Origin of the sequence: Amycolatopsis rhabdoformis, assembly GCF_035918295.1 — a bacterium.
GTDB classification, from domain to species: Bacteria; Actinomycetota; Actinomycetes; order Mycobacteriales; family Pseudonocardiaceae; genus Amycolatopsis; species Amycolatopsis rhabdoformis.
On the sequence record NZ_CP142149.1, the window covers coordinates 3,784,203 to 3,803,903 of the forward strand.

General features: G+C 72.4%; 14 protein-coding genes. 8 read left to right on the top strand and 6 right to left on the bottom strand.

The features are described 5' to 3' along the window. The first annotated feature begins 93 nt into the window (after positions 1-93). The 7 genes from VSH64_RS17235 to rpmJ all read left to right on the top strand — a co-directional run bounded on the left by VSH64_RS17235 (position 94) and on the right by rpmJ (position 9,622). Positions 94-1,248 (top strand): NAD-dependent epimerase/dehydratase family protein, encoded by a 1,155-nt coding sequence (locus VSH64_RS17235; RefSeq protein ID WP_326836628.1) that lies wholly within the window; start codon positions 94-96, stop codon positions 1,246-1,248. A 171-nt stretch (positions 1,249-1,419) separates the two neighbouring features. Next, positions 1,420-2,712, top strand: coding sequence for an SWIM zinc finger family protein (locus VSH64_RS17240; protein ID WP_326836629.1), 1,293 nt, complete (start codon positions 1,420-1,422; stop codon positions 2,710-2,712). A gap of 817 nt (positions 2,713-3,529) precedes the next feature. Next, positions 3,530-4,987: a DUF5691 domain-containing protein gene (locus VSH64_RS17245; protein WP_326836630.1), complete on the top strand. Its 1,458-nt coding sequence runs from the start codon at positions 3,530-3,532 to the stop codon at positions 4,985-4,987. Further along, entirely contained in the window at positions 4,984-6,069 is a 1,086-nt protein-coding gene (locus VSH64_RS17250) for an ATP-binding protein (protein WP_326836631.1), read from the top strand. The genes VSH64_RS17245 and VSH64_RS17250 overlap by 4 nt, the downstream gene beginning before the upstream one ends. Next, a complete protein-coding gene (locus tag VSH64_RS17255) occupies positions 6,066-8,243 on the top strand; it encodes a DUF5682 family protein (protein ID WP_326836632.1) in 2,178 nt (725 codons plus the stop codon). The genes VSH64_RS17250 and VSH64_RS17255 overlap by 4 nt, the downstream gene beginning before the upstream one ends. After that, entirely contained in the window at positions 8,240-9,439 is a 1,200-nt protein-coding gene (locus VSH64_RS17260; RefSeq protein ID WP_326836633.1) for a VWA domain-containing protein, read from the top strand. The genes VSH64_RS17255 and VSH64_RS17260 overlap by 4 nt, the downstream gene beginning before the upstream one ends. Positions 9,440-9,499: 60 nt before the next feature. Further along, positions 9,500-9,622: a 50S ribosomal protein L36 gene (gene rpmJ, locus VSH64_RS17265; protein ID WP_326836634.1), complete on the top strand. Its 123-nt coding sequence runs from the start codon at positions 9,500-9,502 to the stop codon at positions 9,620-9,622. 101 nt (positions 9,623-9,723) lie between these two features. Here the strand turns inward: rpmJ and VSH64_RS17270 are convergent, their stop codons facing one another. From VSH64_RS17270 to VSH64_RS17295, 6 genes are all read right to left on the bottom strand, one after another. Further along, entirely contained in the window at positions 9,724-11,199 is a 1,476-nt protein-coding gene (locus tag VSH64_RS17270; protein WP_326837967.1) for a flavin-containing monooxygenase, read from the bottom strand. Positions 11,200-11,326: 127 nt separating this feature from the next. Then, positions 11,327-13,708 (bottom strand): polysaccharide lyase 8 family protein, encoded by a 2,382-nt coding sequence (locus VSH64_RS17275; protein WP_326836635.1) that lies wholly within the window; start codon positions 13,706-13,708, stop codon positions 11,327-11,329. A 96-nt stretch (positions 13,709-13,804) separates the two neighbouring features. Then, positions 13,805-15,259, bottom strand: coding sequence for an aldehyde dehydrogenase (NADP(+)) (locus VSH64_RS17280; RefSeq protein WP_326836636.1), 1,455 nt, complete (start codon positions 15,257-15,259; stop codon positions 13,805-13,807). 53 nt (positions 15,260-15,312) lie between these two features. Then, positions 15,313-16,461: a hypothetical protein gene (locus VSH64_RS17285; protein WP_326836637.1), complete on the bottom strand. Its 1,149-nt coding sequence runs from the start codon at positions 16,459-16,461 to the stop codon at positions 15,313-15,315. Positions 16,462-16,465: 4 nt separating this feature from the next. Further along, a complete protein-coding gene (locus VSH64_RS17290; RefSeq protein ID WP_326836638.1) occupies positions 16,466-17,722 on the bottom strand; it encodes a glucarate dehydratase family protein in 1,257 nt (418 codons plus the stop codon). Continuing rightward, on the bottom strand, positions 17,719-18,663 hold the full coding sequence (locus tag VSH64_RS17295) for a 5-dehydro-4-deoxyglucarate dehydratase (protein WP_326836639.1): 945 nt from the start codon (positions 18,661-18,663) through the stop codon (positions 17,719-17,721). Before VSH64_RS17295 ends, VSH64_RS17290 begins: the two co-directional genes overlap by 4 nt. A 228-nt stretch (positions 18,664-18,891) precedes the next feature. On the opposite strand from VSH64_RS17295, the gene VSH64_RS17300 reads away from it, so the two are divergent. Further along, a complete protein-coding gene (locus tag VSH64_RS17300; RefSeq protein WP_326836641.1) occupies positions 18,892-19,701 on the top strand; it encodes an IclR family transcriptional regulator in 810 nt (269 codons plus the stop codon).

Here is a 19,701-nt window from a genome sequence, read left to right on the forward strand (position 1 = left end):
GCACCCGGTCGATAGGTTCGGACGTGTTCAAGGCGTCATGTACAAAGAGGAATCAGCGTGCTTGTCGCGTAAACGATACGGAAAGGCTCTTCAATGCGAGTGCTGGTTCTCGGCGGAGACGGCTATCTTGGCTGGCCCACGGCTTTGCACTTGTCGGACAAAGGTCACGAAGTGGCCGTTCTGGACAACTACGCCCGCCGCAAGTACGACGTGGAACTCGAAGCCGAGAGTCTCGTCCCCATCGAAGACCTGCCCACGCGCATCGCGGCGTGGGAAGAGGTGTCGGGCAAGAAGATCGCCCTGTTCGAAGGCGACCTGTGCGACGCCGAATTCACCTATTCGGCCGTGCGCGACTTCGCTCCGGATTCGATCGTCCACTTCGCCGAGCAGCGGTCCGCGCCGTACTCGATGATCGACCGCGACCACGCTGTCTACACGCAGCAGAACAACGTCGTCGGCAACCTGAACCTGCTCTACGCGATCGCCGAGATCAACCCGGACATCCACCTGGTGAAGCTCGGCACGATGGGCGAGTACGGCACCCCCAACATCGACATCGAAGAGGGCTGGCTCGAGGTCGAGCACAACGGTCGCAAGGACCGCATGCTCTACCCGAAGAAGCCGGGCTCCTTCTACCACCTCTCGAAGGTGCACGACTCGCACAACATCGAGTTCGCCTGCCGCATCTGGGACCTGCGCGCCACGGACCTCAACCAGGGTGTGGTGTACGGCCAGCAGACCGCGCAGACCGCGCTCGACCCCCGCCTGGCCACCCGGTTCGACTACGACGCCGTGTTCGGCACCGTGCTCAACCGCTTCGTGATCCAGGCCGTGCTGGGCCAGCCGCTCACGGTGTACGGCAAGGGCGGCCAGACCCGCGGCCTGATCGACGTGCGCGACACGGTGGAGTGCATCCGCCTCGCGGTGGAGAACCCGGCCGACCGCGGCGAGTTCCGCGTGTTCAACCAGATGACCGAGAGCTACTCGGTGGCGCAGATCGCCGAGATCGTGGCGAACTGCTTCCCCGGCCCGGTGCAGATCGAGAACCTCGACAACCCGCGCGTCGAGCAGCCGGAGCACTACTACAACGTGATCCACACGGGGCTGGTGGAGCTCGGCCTGCAGCCGCACCTGCTGTCGGACACGCTGATCGAGTCGATGTTCGACATCGTCGGCGCGAACAAGCACCGTGTGAACGACGACCGCATGCGCCCGACCGTGCGCTGGCGGGGCGCGATCAAGTCCTGACCTCTTTTTCAGGCTGGAACGCCGGACCGCCCACGGGCGCGGTCCGGCGTTTTTCGTGCGCCCGGGCAGCTGCGGCGAAACTGTCGGTGGCGGATGAGATGCTTCTCCGGTCAGCCCCTCACGGGGTCGGAAACAGGGAGCGGCAAGGGAAACGTGGCCGAAGAGGCAGCAGTGCGCTGGAGTGCCGAGCAGGTCGCCGGGCTCGCGCCGGACCCGGCGTCGGCCAAGGCCGGGCGCGGTCTCGCGGCGCCGGCCAAGTGGTCGGGCACCGGCGCTTCGGCGCGGGCGGTGTGGGGTTCGTGCCAGGGCAGCGGTGCGAAGCCGTACCGCACGGTGGTCGAGCTGGCCGGGCCCGCGTTCCGGTGCACGTGCCCGTCGCGGAAGTTCCCGTGCAAACACGCGCTGGGGTTGTTGCTGCTGTGGTCGGTGGAGCAGGTGCCGGCGGCCGAGGAAGCGCCGGACGTGGTGGCGTGGCTCGCCGAGCGCACGGCGCGGGCAGCTCGGGCGCCGCGGGAACCGGATGCGCCGAAGGACCTGGAAGCCGCGGCGAAGCGCGCGCAGGAGCGGCTGGCGCGGGTCACCGCGGGCGCGGCCGAGCTGCGCGGCTGGCTCACCGACCGCGTCGGTGGCGGCCTCGCGGGTTTCGAGCGGGGTGGCGCGGAAGAACTGCGGTCCGTCGCCGCGCGGATGATCGACGCGCAGGCCCCGGGTCTCGCGGGCGGCCTGCGCCGCGCGGCCGGGTTCGTCGGACGCGGGCGCGACTGGCCCGGTGAGCTGCTGGCCGAGCTGTCGCTGCTGTACGTACTGGCCGGCGCGGCGCTGCGGCTCGACGAGCTGCCGGCCGCGCTCGCCGAGACCGTGCGCACCCGGCTGGGGTTCTCGTCGGGTTCCGCGCAGGTGCTGGAGTCGGGCGAACGCGTCGCCGACCAGTGGCTCGTGACCGGCGCGGTCGACGACGAGCAGGACAACCTCCGCACCCGCCGCACCTGGTTGCGCGGCCGGCATTCGGGGCGCGTGGCGCTGGTGCTTTCGTTCGCCCCACCCGGGCGGCCGCTGGACAACTCCCTGCCGCCGGGCTACGTCGTTCCCGGCGAACTCGCCTTCCACCCCGGCGCCCTGCCGTTGCGCGCCCTGGTCGCCGACCGCACCGAGGCCGTGCCCACCCCCGTGCCCCGCGGCGACACCGTCGCGACCGCCCTGGCGGCCCACGCGGCCGCGCTCGCCACCGACCCGTGGCTCGACCGCTGGCCGGTGCTCCTGTCGGACCTCACGCCCGCCCGGCACCCGGGCGGCTGGGCACTGTCCGATGTAGACGGTTCCGCTTTGCCACTGCTGCCGTCGGTGGACCCGTGGCCACTGCTCGCCGTCGCGGCGGAATACCCGGTGACGCTGGCGGCCGAGCTCACGCCGGCGGGGTTGCGGCCGTTGACGTGCTGGCACCAGAACGGTGTGGTGCGGCTGTGAAGCTTGGTGATCTTGTCTGTCTTGTGGAGGCTCGAGAAGCGTTGGTGCGACAAGGAAACCATCTCGTGCCGCGGTGGCACGAGATCCTGCGGGCAGTGCCGGCGGTGCGGCCGAGCGCGCGCTGCGGTGCGATCTCTGTGCCCGCGAACGGCACGCTGGGGACGATGCGCCCGCGCCGACCGGGTTGGCAGGTGGCCACGAACACGCGGCCGGTCAACGGCTCTTTCCCTGACCCGATCAGTGGCCCGGTCACAGCGAGCACGGCGCCGGAGACCATGCCTGGCCCCGCGCTCGGCACGGCCCCGGCTAGGCCGACCACGCCGGCCGGCGGGCGCTCGACGGAGAACGAGACCGACCGCACTGGCCCGCACCACAGCGGCCCGCACTCGACTGCCCCACAGAACCGGACCGCAGCGGCACCCGCGCAGTCGCGGCCGGGCTCTCGCCCCGCCCGGTCGTGGGCATGCCAGCTCCCGGCGGAGCTGGCCGGCGGTCTGCCGACGGCAAGCCGGACCCACCGCACCGGCGCGCACCCGACCGCAGCGCAAAACCGGATCACAGCAGCGCACGGGCACTCGCGGCCAGGCGCTGGCTCCGGCCAGACGTGGACGCCCCCGCCCCGGGCGGGGACAACCGGCGGCCTGCCCTCGGAGAACGAGACCGACCGCACTGGCCCGCGCTATCCCGGAGTGCAGTATCCAGGCGCGCGCGTGACCGCGCTGCGGAACCGGACCACCACGGCACCCGAGCCCCCGCAACCAGGCTCTCCCTCCGGCCGGCCGGACACGACCAAGCGCCGGGCGGAGGTGGCCGCCCGATGAAGGCGTGGGAAGACCTGGTCGGCACGGCGCTGCTCGGCACGCGGCGGCGGCAGCCGGACGTGGCGGGGCTGCCTGACGAGGTGCGTGAGGTCGTCGGCAAGGCCGAGGGGACGCGGACCGAGGACCAGGCCGACGCGGTGCTCGCCACGGCGGCGCTGCTCACCAACTACCGCCGCGCGGGGCGGGTGCCGCTCGCGGGCGCGCGCCGGGAGGAGCCGGCGCGGGCGGACGGGCGGGCGTTCGTGTCGCCGTCGGCGCGGGAGCGGCTGGCGAGGCTGGTGCACGCCAACCGGCCCGAGCTGCTGGAGGAGTGGTTGCGGACGGCGGCCGAGCGGGGGGTGCGGGTGGGGCCGGAGCTGGTGCCGGCGTTGGCGGATGCGGCGCGGGCGCGGGTGTCGTTGCGGGCGCCGCTGGCGGAGGTGGCGGGGCCGGTCGGGGCGTGGCTGGGTGAGCGCAACACCGAGTGGGCGTTCCTGGTCGCCGAGGTCGAGGACGACGGTGACGACGCGTGGCAGTTCGGCACGCCCGCGCGGCGCCAGGCGTGGTTCGAACGAGCGTTGACCCAGGACCCGGTGGCGGCGCGCGCGGCGCTCACGGCCACCTGGCGCACCGAGCCGGCCGACCTGCGCGCGGCGTTTCTCGGGATGCTGGGCCGGCACCTCGGGCCCGAGGACGAGCCGTTCCTCGACGCGGCGCTGGCCGACCGGGCCGCGGCGGTGCGCGACACCGCCGTGCGGCTGCTCGGCAGGCTGCCCGACACCGGCCTCGGCAAGCGCATGGCGGCGCGGCTGCAGGAGTGCGTCGCGGTGCGCAGCCGGTCGTTGCGGGCCGACGTCCTGCAGGTCACGTTGCCCGGACCGGACGAGTCGCTGGTGCGCGACGGCGTGCGCGTGCCGCACGGCCCCGGGCAGGACACCGCGCGGCTGCGCGCGATCATCGCCGCCACTCCCCTGGCGTTCTGGGCGGAGTTCGGCTCGCCGGGCGACCTCGTGGGCATGCTCGTGGAGGGCTGCCCGCTCGCGGTCGTGCGGGAGAGCTGGGCCACGGCGGCGATCCGGCAGCGCAACGAGGCGTGGGCGCAGGCGCTCGTCGAAGCCGAACCCGGTGGCCGGGCCACGGCGGCGCTCGTCGGGGTGCTGGCGCCGGAGAAGCAGGCCGCCACCGTCGCGAAGCTGGCGCGCGGCCTGAAGGTCGAGGCGCTCACGCGGCTGATCCTCGATCTGCCGCAGCCGTGGCCCGAAGAGCTGGGCCGCGTGCTGCTCGACTGGGTGGCCGCGCAGGAGGACCACCGGCTGGTGGCCCACGCCGCCGCGCTCATCGCCAAGGCCGTGCCGCCCGGCTGCCTGCGCCACCGCCTGTCCGTGATCCCCCAGCCCGGCGAAGCCGCTCCATGGCGGCGCGCCGTGGCCGAAACCCTGACTTTCCGCCGCGAAATGCACGAGGAGCTCTCATGACGTCCGCAGTCCTCCGGCCCCACGCCGAGCAGGAGTACGCCGGTGAACTGGCCGCGCTGGCCGCGTCCGACGACCGCGCGAAGCCGCCGTCCTGGCTGCTCTCGCCGTGGGCCGTGGTCACCTACCTGCTCGGCGGCACCTTGCCCGACGGCACCGTGATCAGCCCCAAGTACGTCGGCCCGCGCCGGCTGATCGAGGTCGCCGTGGCCACGCTCGCCACCGACCGCGCGCTGCTGCTGCTCGGGGTGCCGGGCACGGCGAAGACGTGGGTGTCCGAGCACCTCGCCGCGGCCATCAGCGGCGACTCGACGCTGCTCGTGCAGGGCACCGCCGGCACCGCCGAAGAGCAGATCCGCTACGGCTGGAACTACGCGCGGCTCATCGCCGAGGGCCCGAGCGAGCAGGCGCTCGTGGAAAGCCCGATCCTGCGCGCGATGCGCGACGGCAAGGTCGCGCGGCTCGAAGAGCTCACCCGCATCCCCGCCGACGTGCAGGACTCGCTGATCACCGTGCTGTCCGAGAAGACCCTGCCGGTGCCCGAGCTCGGCACGGAGGTGCAGGCGCGCCCCGGCTTCACGCTCGTGGCCACGGCGAACAACCGCGACAAGGGCGTGAACGAGCTCTCCAGCGCGTTGCGCCGCCGGTTCAACACCGTGGTGCTGCCGCTGCCGGACACGGCCGACGCGGAGGTGGAGATCGTGAGCCGCCGGGTGGCGCAGCTCGGCGCCTCGCTCGCGTTGCCGGCCGAAGCCGCGGAGCTCACCGAGATCCGCCGCGTGGTCACGGTGTTCCGCGAGCTGCGGGCCGGGCGCACGGAAGACGGGCGCACGGCGGTGAAAACCCCGTCGGGCACGCTGTCGACGGCCGAGGCGATCAGTGTGCTCACCGGCGGCCTCGCGCTCGCCGCGCACTTCGGCGACGGCGTGCTGCGCGCGCAGGACGTGGCCGCCGGCATCCACGGCGCCGTGGTGAAGGACCCGGTCGCCGACCGCGCGATCTGGATCGAGTACCTCGAGACCGTGGTGCGTGAACGCGACGGCTGGGCCGACTTCTACCGCGCGGGGCAGGAGATCAGCGGATGACCACCCACCTGCTCGGGATCCGGCACCACGGCCCGGGCTCGGCGCGGGCGGTGGCCGCGCGGCTCGCCGAGCTCGAGCCCGACGTGGTGCTCATCGAAGGTCCGCCCGAGGCCGACCGGCTGGTGGACCTGGCGGCCGACGAGGACATGCGCCCGCCGGTGGCGCTGCTCGCGTACGCGGCCGAAGACGTGTCGCGCGCGGCGTTCTGGCCGTTCGCGGTGTTCAGCCCCGAGTGGCAGGCGCTGCGTTACGCGGCGGAAGCCGGGGTGCCGGCGCGGTTCTGCGACCTGCCGGCCGCGCACCAGTTCGCGCTCGACGACGACCGCGTGCCGCGGGCCGATCCGCTCGCCGAGCTGGCGGCCGCGGGCGGTTACGACGACCCCGAGCGCTGGTGGGACGACGTGGTGGAGTCGCGGCGCGGCGGGGAGTCGCCGTTCGAGGTGATCGCCGAGGCGATGACCGCGCTGCGCGAGGACGAACGCCCGGACGACCCGCACGAGCAGCGTCGCGAGGCGTACATGCGAAGCGTGCTTCGCAAGACACGCAAGGAAGGGTTCGAGCGGATCGCCGTGGTGTGCGGGGCGTGGCACGTGCCGGCGCTGGCCGATCCGCTGCCGCCGGCGAGCCGCGACCAGACTGTCCTCAAAGGACTGCCGAAGCGCAAGGTCGTGTGCACCTGGGTACCGTGGACCCACGGCCGGCTCGCGTCGGCGAGCGGCTACGGCGCCGGGGTGCGCTCGCCCGGCTGGTACCACCACCTGTTCACCACGGCCGACGACGTGACCGCGCGCTGGCTCACCGCCGTCGCCGGCGTGCTGCGCGAGGAGGACCTGCCGGTCTCGACCGCGCACGTGATCGAGGCGGTACGGCTGGCCGACACGCTCGCCGCGCTGCGGGGTCGCTCCTCGGCCGGGCTCGCCGAGGTCGACGCCGCCACGCGCTCGGTGATGTGCGGGGGCGACGACGTGCAGGCCGACCTCGTCACGCGCAAGCTCGTGATCGGCGAACGCCTCGGCGAGGTCCCGGAATCCGTGCCGCAGGCGCCTCTGGCGGCCGACCTCGTCGCCACCGCGCGCCGCCTGCGGCTCAAGCGCGAGCCGACCGCGCGGGAGCTCGACCTCGACCTGCGCACCCCCGGCGGGCTCGAGCGGTCCCGGCTGCTGCACCGGCTGCGCCTGCTCGACATCCCTTGGGGCGCCCCGGAAATCTCGGCGACGCGCAGCAAGGGCACGTTCCGCGAAACGTGGACGCTGTGCTGGGAACCGGGATTCGAGGTCGACCTCGTGGCGGCCGCCGTGCACGGCACCACCGTGGCCTCGGCGGCGGCCTCGCGCGTGCGCGAGACTATGGCCGGCAAGCCGCCGCTCGCCGACATCACCGCGGCTGTGGAGGGCTGCCTGCTCAGCGGCCTCGGCGACGCGCTGCCCGAGGTGCTCACCGCCCTCGACGCCCGCGCGGCGGCCGACACCGACGTCGCCGACCTCATGACCTCGCTGCCGCCGCTGGCCCGCTCCACCCGCTACGGCGACGTGCGCGGCACCGACACCGCGCAGCTGCGGGAGGTCGCCGACCGCCTCCTCACCCGCGTGTGCGCGGGCCTGCCACCGGCCGTGCACGGCATCGACGACGACGCGGCGAAGAAGTTCTGCGACCTGGTCGACAACGTCCACGAGGCCACCACCCTCCTCGGCGACGCCCCCCGCGACCGCTGGCTCACTGCCCTGCGCAAACTCGCCGGCCGCGACGCCCTGCCGCCCCTGCTGGCCGGCCGCCTCGTCCGCCTGCTCCACGACGCCGACCTGTTCGACAGCACCGAAGTCGAACTGCGCCTGGGCCGCGCCCTCACGCCGGGCATCGCCCCGGCCGCCGGCGCGGCCTACGTCGAAGGCTTCCTCGCCGGCGGCGCCCTCCTGCTGGTCCACGACGAACGCCTGCTGCTCATCGTCGACCGCTGGCTCGCCACCATCCCGGCCGACCTGTTCACCGAGGTGCTCCCCTTGCTGCGCCGCACCTTCGGCGCCTTCGCCTCCCCCGAGAAACGCGCCATCGGCGAACGCGCCGCCACCCTCGCCGGCGCCACCCCCACTCCGACCGGCCCCGCGGCCGACCTCGACGAGCTCCGCGCCCGCACCGCCCTGCCCGTTCTCGCCACCCTCCTCGGAGCGGCCTCATGACCCCCGACCAGCCCCGTTCCGAAAGCGACCGGGAAAACCCCGACCGCCTCCGCCGCTGGCGGCTGGTGCTCGGCGGGGCCGAAGACGGCACCGGACGTTCGCTCTCGCAGGAGGACGCGGGCATCGACGCCGTGCTCGCGGCGCTCTACGACCGCACCGACGAGTCCGGCAGCCGGGCCGGGGACCGGCGCGGGGCGAACCTCGGCTCGTCGGCGCCGCGGGTGGCGCGGTGGCTGGGCGACATCCGGCGGTACTTCCCGGGGTCGGTCGTGCAGGTCATGCAGCGCGACGCCGTCGACCGCCTCGGGCTCACGCGCATGTTGATGGAACCGGAGCTGCTCAGCGCGGTCGAGCCGGACGTGCACCTGGTCGGCACGCTGCTGTCGCTCAACAGCGTGCTGCCCGAGGAGACGAAGGAGACCGCGCGCTCGGTCGTGCGAACCGTGGTGAGCGAGCTGGAAGCGCGGCTGGCCGAGCCCACGCGCGCGGCGGTTCGCGGAGCGCTCGACCGCGCGGCGCGCACGCAGCGCCCGCGCGCGGCGGACATCGACTGGGCGCGCACGGTGCGCACCAACCTCAAGCACTACTCCCCCGAGCTGAACACGATCGTGCCCGAGCGGCTGGTCGGGTTCGGGCGCCGCCAGCACAGCGTGCAGCGCGAGGTGATCCTGGCCGTGGACCAGTCCGGGTCGATGGCCGAGTCGGTGGTCTACTCCGGGCTGTTCGGCGCGGTGCTCGCGTCGATGCGGGCGCTGAGCACGAAGTTCGTCGCGTTCGACACGGCGGTGGTCGACCTCTCCGAGCACCTCGACGACCCGGTGGAGCTGCTCTTCGGCACCCAGCTCGGCGGCGGCACCGACATCAACCGTGCGCTCACCTACTGCCAGAGCCTCGTCGAACGCCCTGAGCAGACTCTGCTGGTGCTGATCAGCGACCTCTACGAAGGCGGGGTGCGCGAGGAGCTGCTGCGCCGCGTCGGCGAACTGGTCGGTGCCGGCGTGCAGGTGGTGACGCTGCTCGCCCTCTCCGACTCCGGCGCGCCGTTCTACGACCACGAAAACGCCGCCGCGCTGGCCGAGCTCGGTGTGCCGGCCTTCGCGTGCACGCCCGACCTCTTCCCGGAACTCATGGCCGCCGCGCTGCGCCGCGAGGACCTCGGCCGCTGGGCGAGCGCCGCCACGGCGAGCCGGGATTAAACCGACCGGTCACGTGGTTACAGAAGATGTATCGAGACTTCGGAGAGAGGACGGGTAGCCATGAAGGTTCGCGCGTCGGTCAGGTCGCTGGCTCGCCAGCAGGGGGCCCAGGTCATCCGCAGGCACGGCAAGGTCCTCGTGATCAACCGTGACAACCCGCGGAACAAGGCTCGCCAGGGCTGAGCCCGCCAAACCGGAAGGCGCCGTCCACCGCACAGGTGGGTGGCGCCTTTTTGTACGCCCACCTCATGGGCCCGAAATAGGCCACAACGCGCCCGGAACACTCAGGCCGGCACCGGAATCCGCTCGTTCGCCCGCACGAACGCCATCACCCCGTCCTCGAGCCGGTTGAACCGCATGTCCGCGAGGTCCAGCAGGTAGTTCTGGCGCATCACCCACGGCCGCCGGTCGCCTTGTTTCGGCAACGTCGCCGTGGCGCGCTTGATGTAGCCGGACATCAGGTCGACCACCGGACGCAAGCCGGTGGTCGGAGCCCGGCCCGGGTCGGGGGTGCAGGCCACGTAGCCGTGCCGGTCCAGGTGCGCCAGCAGGCGGCAGACGTAGCGCGACGCGAGGTCGGCGCGCAGGGTCCACGAGTTGTTGGTGTAGCCCACGCACCAGGCCAGGTTCGGGATGCCGCCGAACATCATGCCCTTGTACACGAGCTGCTCCCCCGGGTTGATCACCCGGCCGTCGACCGTGAGCGAGATCTGCCCGAACGCGACCATGCGCAGGCCGGTGGCCGTGACGATCACGTCGGCCGGCAGCTCGCGGCCCGACTCGAGCCGGATGCCGTCGGGCGTGAAGCTCGCGATGCGGTCGGTCACCACATCGGCCTTGCCGCTGCGCAGCGCCCGGAACAGGTCGGCGTCGGGGACCAGGCACAGGCGCTGGTCCCACGGGTTGTAGTCCGGCACGAAATGCGGGTCGACCGGGATCGACGCCGGCAGCTGCTTCGCCACGCCCTCGCGCAGCACCGCGGCGGCCCGCTCGGGCAGGCGGCGCATGAGCTGGAAGAACAGCGTGCCCATCACCACGTTCTTGCCGCGCACCAGCCGGTGCGCCAGGTGCTCCGGCAGCACCGCCCGCAGGCGGTCGGCCAGCGCGTCGGCACCCGGGCGGGCGACGACGTAGCTCGGCGAGCGCTGCAGCATCGTCACCGACGCGGCGTCGGGCGCCATGGCCGGCACCAGCGTGACAGCGGTGGCGCCGCTGCCGATCACCACCACGTTCTTGCCCGCGTAGTCGAGCGAAGCCGGCCAGTGCTGCGGGTGCACGATCGTGCCGGCGAAGTCCTCGCGGCCCGGGAAGTCGACGACGTGGCCGCTCTCGTAGTTGTAGTACCCGCTGCACAGGTACAGGAACGAGCAGGTGAACGTGACCACCTCCCCCTCGAACGAGGCCTCCACCGTCCAGCGCGCATCCGTCGAAGACCACGAAGCCGACACCACCCGGTGCCCGAAGCGGATGTGGCGCTCGATGTCGAAGACTTCGGCCGTCGAGCGGATGTAGTCGAGGATCGAGGACCCGTCGGCGATCGCCTTCGGGTCCTTCCACGGCCGGAACGGATAGCCGAGCGTGAACATGTCCGAGTCCGACCGCACGCCCGGGTAGCGGAAGAGGTCCCAGGTACCGCCGATCGTGTCGCGCGCCTCCAGGACCGCGAACGTCTTGCCGGGCGTCAGCTGCCGGAGCCGGCACGCCGCCCCGATCCCGGACAACCCCGCACCCACCACGAGAACGTCGACGTGCGTGGCGATCGTGATCACTCTCCCCGGCTCGACCGTGTGCCCGTGATCGTACCGTCGGAATGCCGGCACGCCGAGTCGCGGAAGTGGGGCCCTGCCAGGCCGGGCGGGGACACCGGCCCGGCAGGGAAAACGAGGGTCAGCGCGGCAGCTTGATCACCTGCGTCGCGCCGAAGGTGCCCTTCAGCGGCACCTCCACGGTCTGGCGCCGCACCGTCACCCGCACGCTGTCCTGCAGCTGAGTGGGATCCGAGACCGCGAGCTGCCAGCCCGAGCCGCTGCGTCCCAGAGCCACGGAAGCCGGACCTGAGACAGTCACCTCATCTACAGTATCCGCCCTGTAGAAGTTTGCGAGGAGTGTGTTGTCCCACAGCCGAATCGCCTGAACGGCGGCTGTGTTCGCCCGCACGCGCCACGCGAGCACCGAAGCCACCGTGCTCACCACCGAGGCCGCGGGCAGCACCGCGTATGCGTACTTCGCGTCCGCCGGCTTCACTCCGTGCTCGATCACCAGCTTCTGGTAACGCCGCGTGTACGGATCGGTGGTGCCCTTGGTGTTCGCGCCCGTGTCGATGTCGCGCCACGCGCCCGTGCGGTCTTCGCGCAGCGCGGTCACCTCGGCTTTGTCCAGCAGCACGTAGCCGGCGACGTTGTCGAGGTGCAGCCAGTGCGGGTTGCGCAGCGCCGTCGCGCGGCCTGGAGCCGACGCCACGAGCCGCGCGTCGGCCAGCAGCGTGCCGCGGCCGTTCTCGCCCAGGTTGCGGTTCTCGATCGTGGTCCGCACCTGCTGCCCCGACGTGTCGGTGATGCCCGCGCCGAGGCAGACGACGCCGGCCGGGGTGAAGAACCACGACTTCTTCGCGGTCAGCGTGCCGTCGAGCGACACGAAGTCCATCGCGTACGCGCCGTGGCGCGCGTCCCAGCGCACGCCGCCGACGTGGGCCTTCGTCGACATCGGCGTGGACTGCAGCGCCCCGGTCGGTCCGGTTTTCGTGGTGGCGCCCGGCAGCAGCAGCGGGTCGACGGTCGGCCAGTACGCGTCGGAGTAGTGGCCCTTGGCGTTCGGCAGGAACAGGTACAGCACACCGTCGCCGACGTACCAGCCGTGCTGGTTCATGCCGTTGATCGACTCGTAGCGCGAGATCCGCGTGGACCCCACGGCGAGCGAGCTCGACCAGCCCTCGGTCACGTGCAGCATCCGGTCCTGCTGGCCGAAGACCCGGTGCGTGGCCGTGACCGGCGTGGGCCGCACGTGGGTCGCGAGCATGTCCTGCGCGAACTCGATGCCCGGCGTCGCCACGAGGTCCGGACCGGGCGCGAACCGTTCGGGGTCGGGGATCTGCAGGAACGGCGCGTAGGTGCCTTCGGAGATCCACTTCGCCGCCAGACCCGACAGCTCGGTCTTGGCCGCGCCGGTGGCGGCGCGGGCCAGCACGAGCGTGGCGACGGTGAGCTGGTGGCCGATGTCGTGGCCGGTCTCGCCCTGGCGCGAGAGCATCCGCCCGCGCACCGGCTCCATCAGCGCGCCCGCGTACACGAACGGCGCGAACGTGTCGGGCACGAGTGCGTAGATCTTCTGCTTGAGGTCCTCGGGCAGCGCGTACTCGGTGCCCTCGGTCACGTGGATCGCCCCCGACAGCGCGGTCAGCAGCACGATGCCGTAGTGCCCGGGGTACGGGATGGTTTCGTGCTGGATGAACGAGCCGTCCACGTGGAAGCCGTCGCTGCCGGCCTTGTCCAGCTTGGCCACCAGGCTCGCGGCGCCGCCGCCGGCGACGTCGGTGAGCGCGTCGATGCCGGTCCTGATCCACGCCGTGTCCCCGATGAGCGCGCCGGAGACGATGGAGATCAGGGCCTTGTCGGCGCGGTTGGCGCCGGTCTCGACGGTGCTCGGGCTGTTGGCCCGCAGGTTCGGGTTGCCCACGAAGCGCTTGATCGGGCTCACGTAGCGCGCGAGCTCTTCGGGCGTCAGCTCGTCGGCAACCGTGACGAGCGTGTGCAGCACGTAGTACGGCACGCCGATTTCGTAGGTGTACCAGTTGCCGATCTCGCCGACCTCCGCGTTGTACTGGCTGGCGTAGATCAGCTCGAGCGCCTTCTTGACGCGGTCGAGCACCTGCGGGTCACCGGAGAGCGTGCCGCCCGGCGTGCCCCAGTCCACGGCGATGGCCCGCAGCCGCGCGTACATCGACGTGGTGTAGTCGCTCCCCGGCCCCAGCGGCAGGTCGGTCCACAGTGGACCGCCGGTCACGGTCATCGTGTCGTTGTACGCCTTCGCGACGCGGCCGAGGTTCTTCAGCGCGGCCGTGCGCTCGGGCGAAGGCCGGTTGATCCCGGTCTGCAGCTCGCGGTAGCCCGCCACGATCGCCTTCAACGGGTCGGCCGCGGCGGCTCCGGCGGCTCCGGTGTCCACAGTGGACGCCGAACCCGCCGCGAAGGCCGGGTGCGCGGCGGCGGTCAGGGCCACCGAGGCGGCCGCGACGGCGCCGCCACGCAGGGCAGTTCTCCGGTTTACGGGCATGACAAACCCTCCCAGGATCAAGACGTCCTTGGCTTGCGGGATTTTCGGGGACCTATCAAGGGGAATTCAGTTGTGGGGAATCAAAGAGAGAAAAGCTCAGCGAGCTCCGTCCGTGCGCCGCGGCAGCTGCCACGGGTTGTCCTCCTGCAGCGGCTCGGGCAGCAGCGCGTCGGGGAAGCCCTGCCACGCCACCGGGCGCAGGAATCGCTCGATGGCCGCCGTGCCGACGGAAGTCGTGGTCGGGGCGGTGGTGGCCGGGTACGGGCCGCCGTGCTGCTGCGCCCAGCTCACCGTGACACCGGTGGGCCAGTCGTTCCACAGCAGCCGCCCGGCGAGGCGGGTCAGCGAAGGCAGCAGCGGGCGCACGTAGTCGGCTTCGTCGTCCTCACCCTGCACGGTCGCGGTGAGACCCGGCTCGAGCGTGTCCAGCACGCTCACCAGCTCGTCGGCGTCGCTGTAGGTGACGATGAGCGACGCGGGGCCGAAGTGCTCCTCACGCACCGCCTCACCACCGGCCAGGAACTCCTTGGCCGTGGTGGAGAGCAGGCTCGGGCTGAACGACTCGCCCTGGTGCGTGCCGTCGACCACGGTGGTCACGCCGGGCGCCTGGCGCAGCTCGGAGAGCTTGTGCGCGAAACCCTGCGCGATGCGCTCGTTGAGCATCGGCTGCTTCGCGACCCCGGTGACCGCCTCGGTCAGCACCCGGTCGAGCCCGTGGCCCTCGGGCAGGAACAGCAGGCCCGGCTTCGTGCAGAACTGGCCGGCCCCGAGGCTGAACGACCCGGCGTACGCCTTCGCCACGGCCTCGCCGCGCCGCGCGACCGCGCCCGGCGTGACGACCACCGGGTTCACGCTGCCGAGCTCGCCGTAGAACGGGATCGGCGTCGGCCGCGACACGGCGATGTCGAACAGCGCGCGCCCGCCGGGCACCGAGCCCGTGAACGACGCGGCCTGCACGCGCGGGTCCTTGAGCGCGGTCACGCCCTGCTCGAACCCGTGGATCACCGCGAACGCCCCGGCCGGCGCCCCCGCGGCGGCCAGCGCGGCCACCACGATCTCGCCGGTGCGGGTGGAGAGCTCCTCGTGGCCCGGGTGCGCCTTGAGGATCACCGGGCAGCCCGCGGCCAGCGCGGAGGCGGTGTCGCCGCCCGCGACGCTGAACGCGAACGGGAAGTTGCTGGCCGCGAAGACCAGCGTCGGGCCGATCGGCACGAGCACGCGGCGGATGTCGGGGCGCGGGCCCATCGGCCACTCGGCGTCGGCGTGGTCCACGGTCGCGCCGAGGAACGCGCCGTCGCGCAGGACCTGGCCGAACAGGCGCAGCTGGAACGTGGTGCGGGCGAGTTCGCCCTTCAGCCGCGGCGCGGCCGGCAGGTGGGTCTCGGTGTGGGCGAGGGCGACGAGCTCCTCGGCTTCGGCGTCGAGCGCGTCGGCGGCGGCTTCCAGCCAGCCGGCGCGCTCGGCCGGCGTGCTCGCCGCGAACGGGCGGGCGGCCGCGGCCGCGGCGGCGAGGGTGCGCTCGAGCTCCGGTGCGGAGGTTTCTCGGCTCATGGTGGGACGTGTCTCCTCGGGTGGATCGGGTTCAGGGCCGGCGGGTCCGGGCCTCACGGCACGGCGTGCGCCGCCGCCGTGGCGGCGTGCAGGTCCGGCCACCGGCCGGGGCCCGCCAAACCCAGATGGTAGAGGTGCAGCTCGGCGGCTCCGGCCTTGCCGAGCAAGGTCACATACGCCTCGATGTCGGCCACGGCGCTGGCGGCGACGGCGGTGATGTAGCTGCCCACCGCCACGTCTTCGGGCAGCGCCTCGCGGGCCGCGGCCACGGCGTCGACGCTGCCCTGGCCCGGAGCCCAGTTCTGCAGCACGACCACGGCGGCGTCATCGGCCGCGGTGGGCGTGAGGCCCGGCAGCGCACCGGTGACCCACGGGTCCAGCGCGCCGTGCAGCACGATCCGCGTGCCCGGTGCCAGCTCGGCGAGCACCGCGGCGCGCAACGCGTCGGTCGCGCGCTGCCGTCCGGTGAGCACCGCGTCCTTGAGCGCGGCCGGCAGCCGGTCCTCGGTCATGGTGAGGTCGCCCGTCTCCAGCAGACGGCGGACCTCGGTGCGCAGCGTCTCGCGCACCTCGGCCGGGTCGAGGCCGGGCCAACCCTCCGCGCACGCGTCGCAGCAGCAGATCGACAGCAGCCGCGCGACCGCCGGGGCCCACACGCCGTCGGTCTTCTCGTGCTGGTGCTGGTGCACCGCGCCGAGCGGACCGCAGGCCTCGAGGAGCACCGACGAGAGCTCCAGCCCCGCGACGGCCTCGGCGGTCAGCGTCGCCGCGTACTCGCGCACGGCGGGCTGGGCCGGGCACAGTGCCCAGGGGTAGGACTCGCCGAAGCAGTTGTGCACGGTGTACTGCGGGAACTCCGTACCCAGCTGGGAGTTGTGCGTGAGCACGACCCAGGCGGCGGCGGGAATCCCGGCCGCGTTGAGCAGGCGCACGGCGTCGCCGCCGCTGTCGGGCCGCGCGACCCAGTCCGGCGTGGCGGGCCGCAGTTCGCGGCCCTGCCAGGCTTCCTCGCGCACGGGCCGGTAGCTCGCCGCGGTGCGCGCGATCACCGAGGTGCGCTCGGCCAGGTGCGGGGTGGCGGCGCGCGTGCTGTGGTAGGTCAGCGCCACCGCGACCTCGTCCACGCCGAGGTCCCGCACGCGGCCGACGAACCCGGGATCGCCGAGGACGTCCCAGGAATAGGCGTATCCGGTCACCTTCACGGCGTCACCACCGGGCCGTGTTGGGGGTGAAGTCCGGTACGTAGTGGCGCATGTAGGTCACGTCGTCCCGTTTCGTCAGTCCACATCGGACATAGTCCTCGTGGGCGTGGGCGAGGGCGTCCTGGTCGAGCTCGATGCCCAGCCCCGGCTTGTCCGGCACCGCGACGGCGCCGTCGACGAAGTCCAGCGCGCCGGGCACGATCACGTCCGCGGTCTTCCACGGCCAGTGCGTGTCGCACGCGTAGGTGAGGTGCGGTGTCGCGGCGGCGACGTGCACCATCGCGGCGAGCGAGATGCCGAGGTGGCTGTTGGAGTGCATCGACAGACCGACCCCGAAGCTCTCGCACAGCACCGAAAGCGCCTGCGTGTCGCGCATGCCACCCCAGAAGTGGTGGTCCGACAACAGAACCCCGATCGCGCGGGCACGGAACGCCGGCTCGATGTCGCCGAAGTTGACCACACACATGTTGGTGGCCAACGGCATCGACGCCTCCGCCGCCACCTTCGCCATGCCGTCGATCCCCGGCGTCGGATCCTCCAGGTACTCGAGGATCCCGTCCAGCTCGCCGGCGACGCGGATGCTCGTGTCGACCGTCCACGCGGCGTTCGGGTCGATCCGCAACGGGTGCCCGGGAAACGCCTTGGCCAGCGCGCGGATCCCCTCGATCTCCTCGTCGGGCTCGAACACGCCGCCCTTGAGCTTGATCGAGCGGAAGCCGTGCTCGTCGATCATCCGCTTCGCCGCGCCGACCAGTGCGTCGGGCGTCACGACCTCGCCCCAGCTGTCCTCTTCGGCCCCGACGTGGGCGCCGTACTTGTAGAACAGGTACGCCGAGAAGTCCACGGCGTCGCGGGCCTTGCCGCCCAGCAGGTCGACCACCGGACGATTCAGGCAGTGCCCCTGCGCGTCGAGGCACGCCACCTCGAACAGCGAGTACACCGACGCGATCGTCTTGCGGATGGAGAAGCCGCCGATCAGGCCGTGCTCGTCGGTCAGCACCGTGCCGGCCAGCACCCGCGTGACGATGCGCTTGAGCCCCGGCAGGTCGAACACGTCGTGCCCGGCCAGCTCCGGCACGACCTTGCGCACCTCGCCCAGGAACGCCGCGTCGCCGTAGGACTCGCCCAGGCCGACCACACGGTCCTCGCAGACGACCTGAACCACGCTGCGCAGCGCGAACGGCTCGTGCACCCCCATCACGTTCAGCAGCGGCGGGTCCGCGAACGCGACCGGGGTCAGCACCACGTCCCGGATCTTCACGAGCGCGCCTCGATCCCCTTCAGCACCTCGAACCCGCGCTCGACGATGCCGCCGAGCCGGTCGATCTGCGCCGCCGTGGGCTCGATCAACGGGGGGCGCACAGTGCCGACCTTGTCGCCGCGCAGGCGTGCGGCGGCCTTCACCAACGACACGGCGAAGCCCGGCGTCTCGTCGCGCAGCGCCACCAGCGGCAGGTAGAACCCGGCCAGCAGCGTGTCCATCACTTCGGTGTCGCCCTCGGCGAGCGCCCGGTGGAAGCGGTGCGCGATCTCCGGCGCGAAGCAGTGCACGGCCGAGGAATACCGCGCGACGCCGATCGCCGCGTACGCCTTGGCCGACATCTCGGCGGTCGGCAACCCGTTGAAGAACAGGAAATCCGCGGACCGCTGCGTGCCGAGCGACCGGATCGTGGTGACGATGCGCGTCATCGTCTCGACGTCGCCGTAGCCGTCCTTGAGCCCGACCACCGACGGGATGTCGAGCAGCTGCGCGGCCGATCCGGCCGTGAACACCCCGGTGCCGCGGTGGTACACGATCACCGGCACCGACGTGTCGTCCACGGCGAAGCGCACGAAGTCGACCAGGCCCGGCTGCGGGCCCGTGACCAGGTAGGGCGGCAGCAGCAGCACGCCGTCGGCGCCGCCGGCCTGTGCCGCGGCGATGCCCGCGCGCGCGGCGGCCGCGCCGCCCCCGGCCCCGATCCACACCGGCACGCGCCCGGCCACGACCTCCCGCGCCCGCGCCAGCAGCGCCGCGACCTCGTCGGGCGAGAGCGAGGAGAACTCGCCCGTGCCGCACGCGACGAACAACGCCCCCGCGCCGGCGGCCACGTGGCTTTCCACGTTCTCCGCGAAGCCGTCGAGGTTCACCTCGAGGTCCTCGGTGAACGGCGTCAGCGGGAACGCCAGCAGGCCGTCCAGCTCGATCTTGGGCTGTCCCATCAGTTTCTGCTCTTTCCGTCCTCGTCGGGGCGTCCGGGTGGCGTGCCCGGTCACGGGTTCGACGATCCCACCGGCGGGGAATCGACGCTGCCTCGGCCGTTCACACCAGCCCGGTGTTCACATTCTTGAATGGAGTCTGTTATGCTGACAATGTTCATCCATAAGAATGCTGTTCGGGACGCTAATATGGCCGGAGTCACAAGTCAACGGCCCGGTTGGAGGACGCAGATGGCGCAGAAGCCGGCCACCGCGGAGCGAGTCACCACGCCCGGCGCGGAGAGCGCGGGCGTGAAGTCCGCGCGGCGCGCCATCGACCTCATCGAGACCTTCGCGGCCAACGATGTGTGGCTCTCGCTGTCGGACCTCCACGCGCGCACCGGTTTCCCGCGCTCCAGCCTCCACGGCCTGCTGCGCACGCTGCTCGAAGCCGGCTGGCTCGAGGCCGACGCCAACACGGCGCGCTACCGCCTCGGCGTGCGCGCGCTGATCTGCGGCACCGCCTACCTCGACCGCGACGCGATCGTGCCGTTCGCCACCGAGGCGCTCGAACGCATCCGCGAGAAGACCGGGTTCACCGCGCACTTCGCGCGCCGCAACGGCACCGAGGTCGTGTACCTGGAGACCCGCGAGTCGCAGCACTCGACGCACCTCGTCTCGCGCGTCGGCCGCACGCTGCCCACCCACGCCACGGCGCTGGGCAAGGCGCTGCTCGCCGAGCTGACGCACGACGAGATCGAGGACCTGATGCCGGCGAAGCTGCCGCCGCTCACCCCGCACACCATCACCTCGCGCGAGGAGCTGCTCGCCGACCTCGCCCGCACGCGCGAAGTCGGTTACGCCTCCGAGATCGAGGAAGGCACGCTCGGCGTCCGCTGCGTCGCCGCCGTGATCCCCTACCGCATCCCCGGCACCGACGCGATGAGCTGCTCGATGCCGGTCGACCAGGTGACCGACGCCGACGTGCAGCGCGTCGGCGAGCTCCTGGCCGAGACGACCGCCGAGCTCGGGCAGCAGCTGCGCCGCGCCGGCATCCGCTGA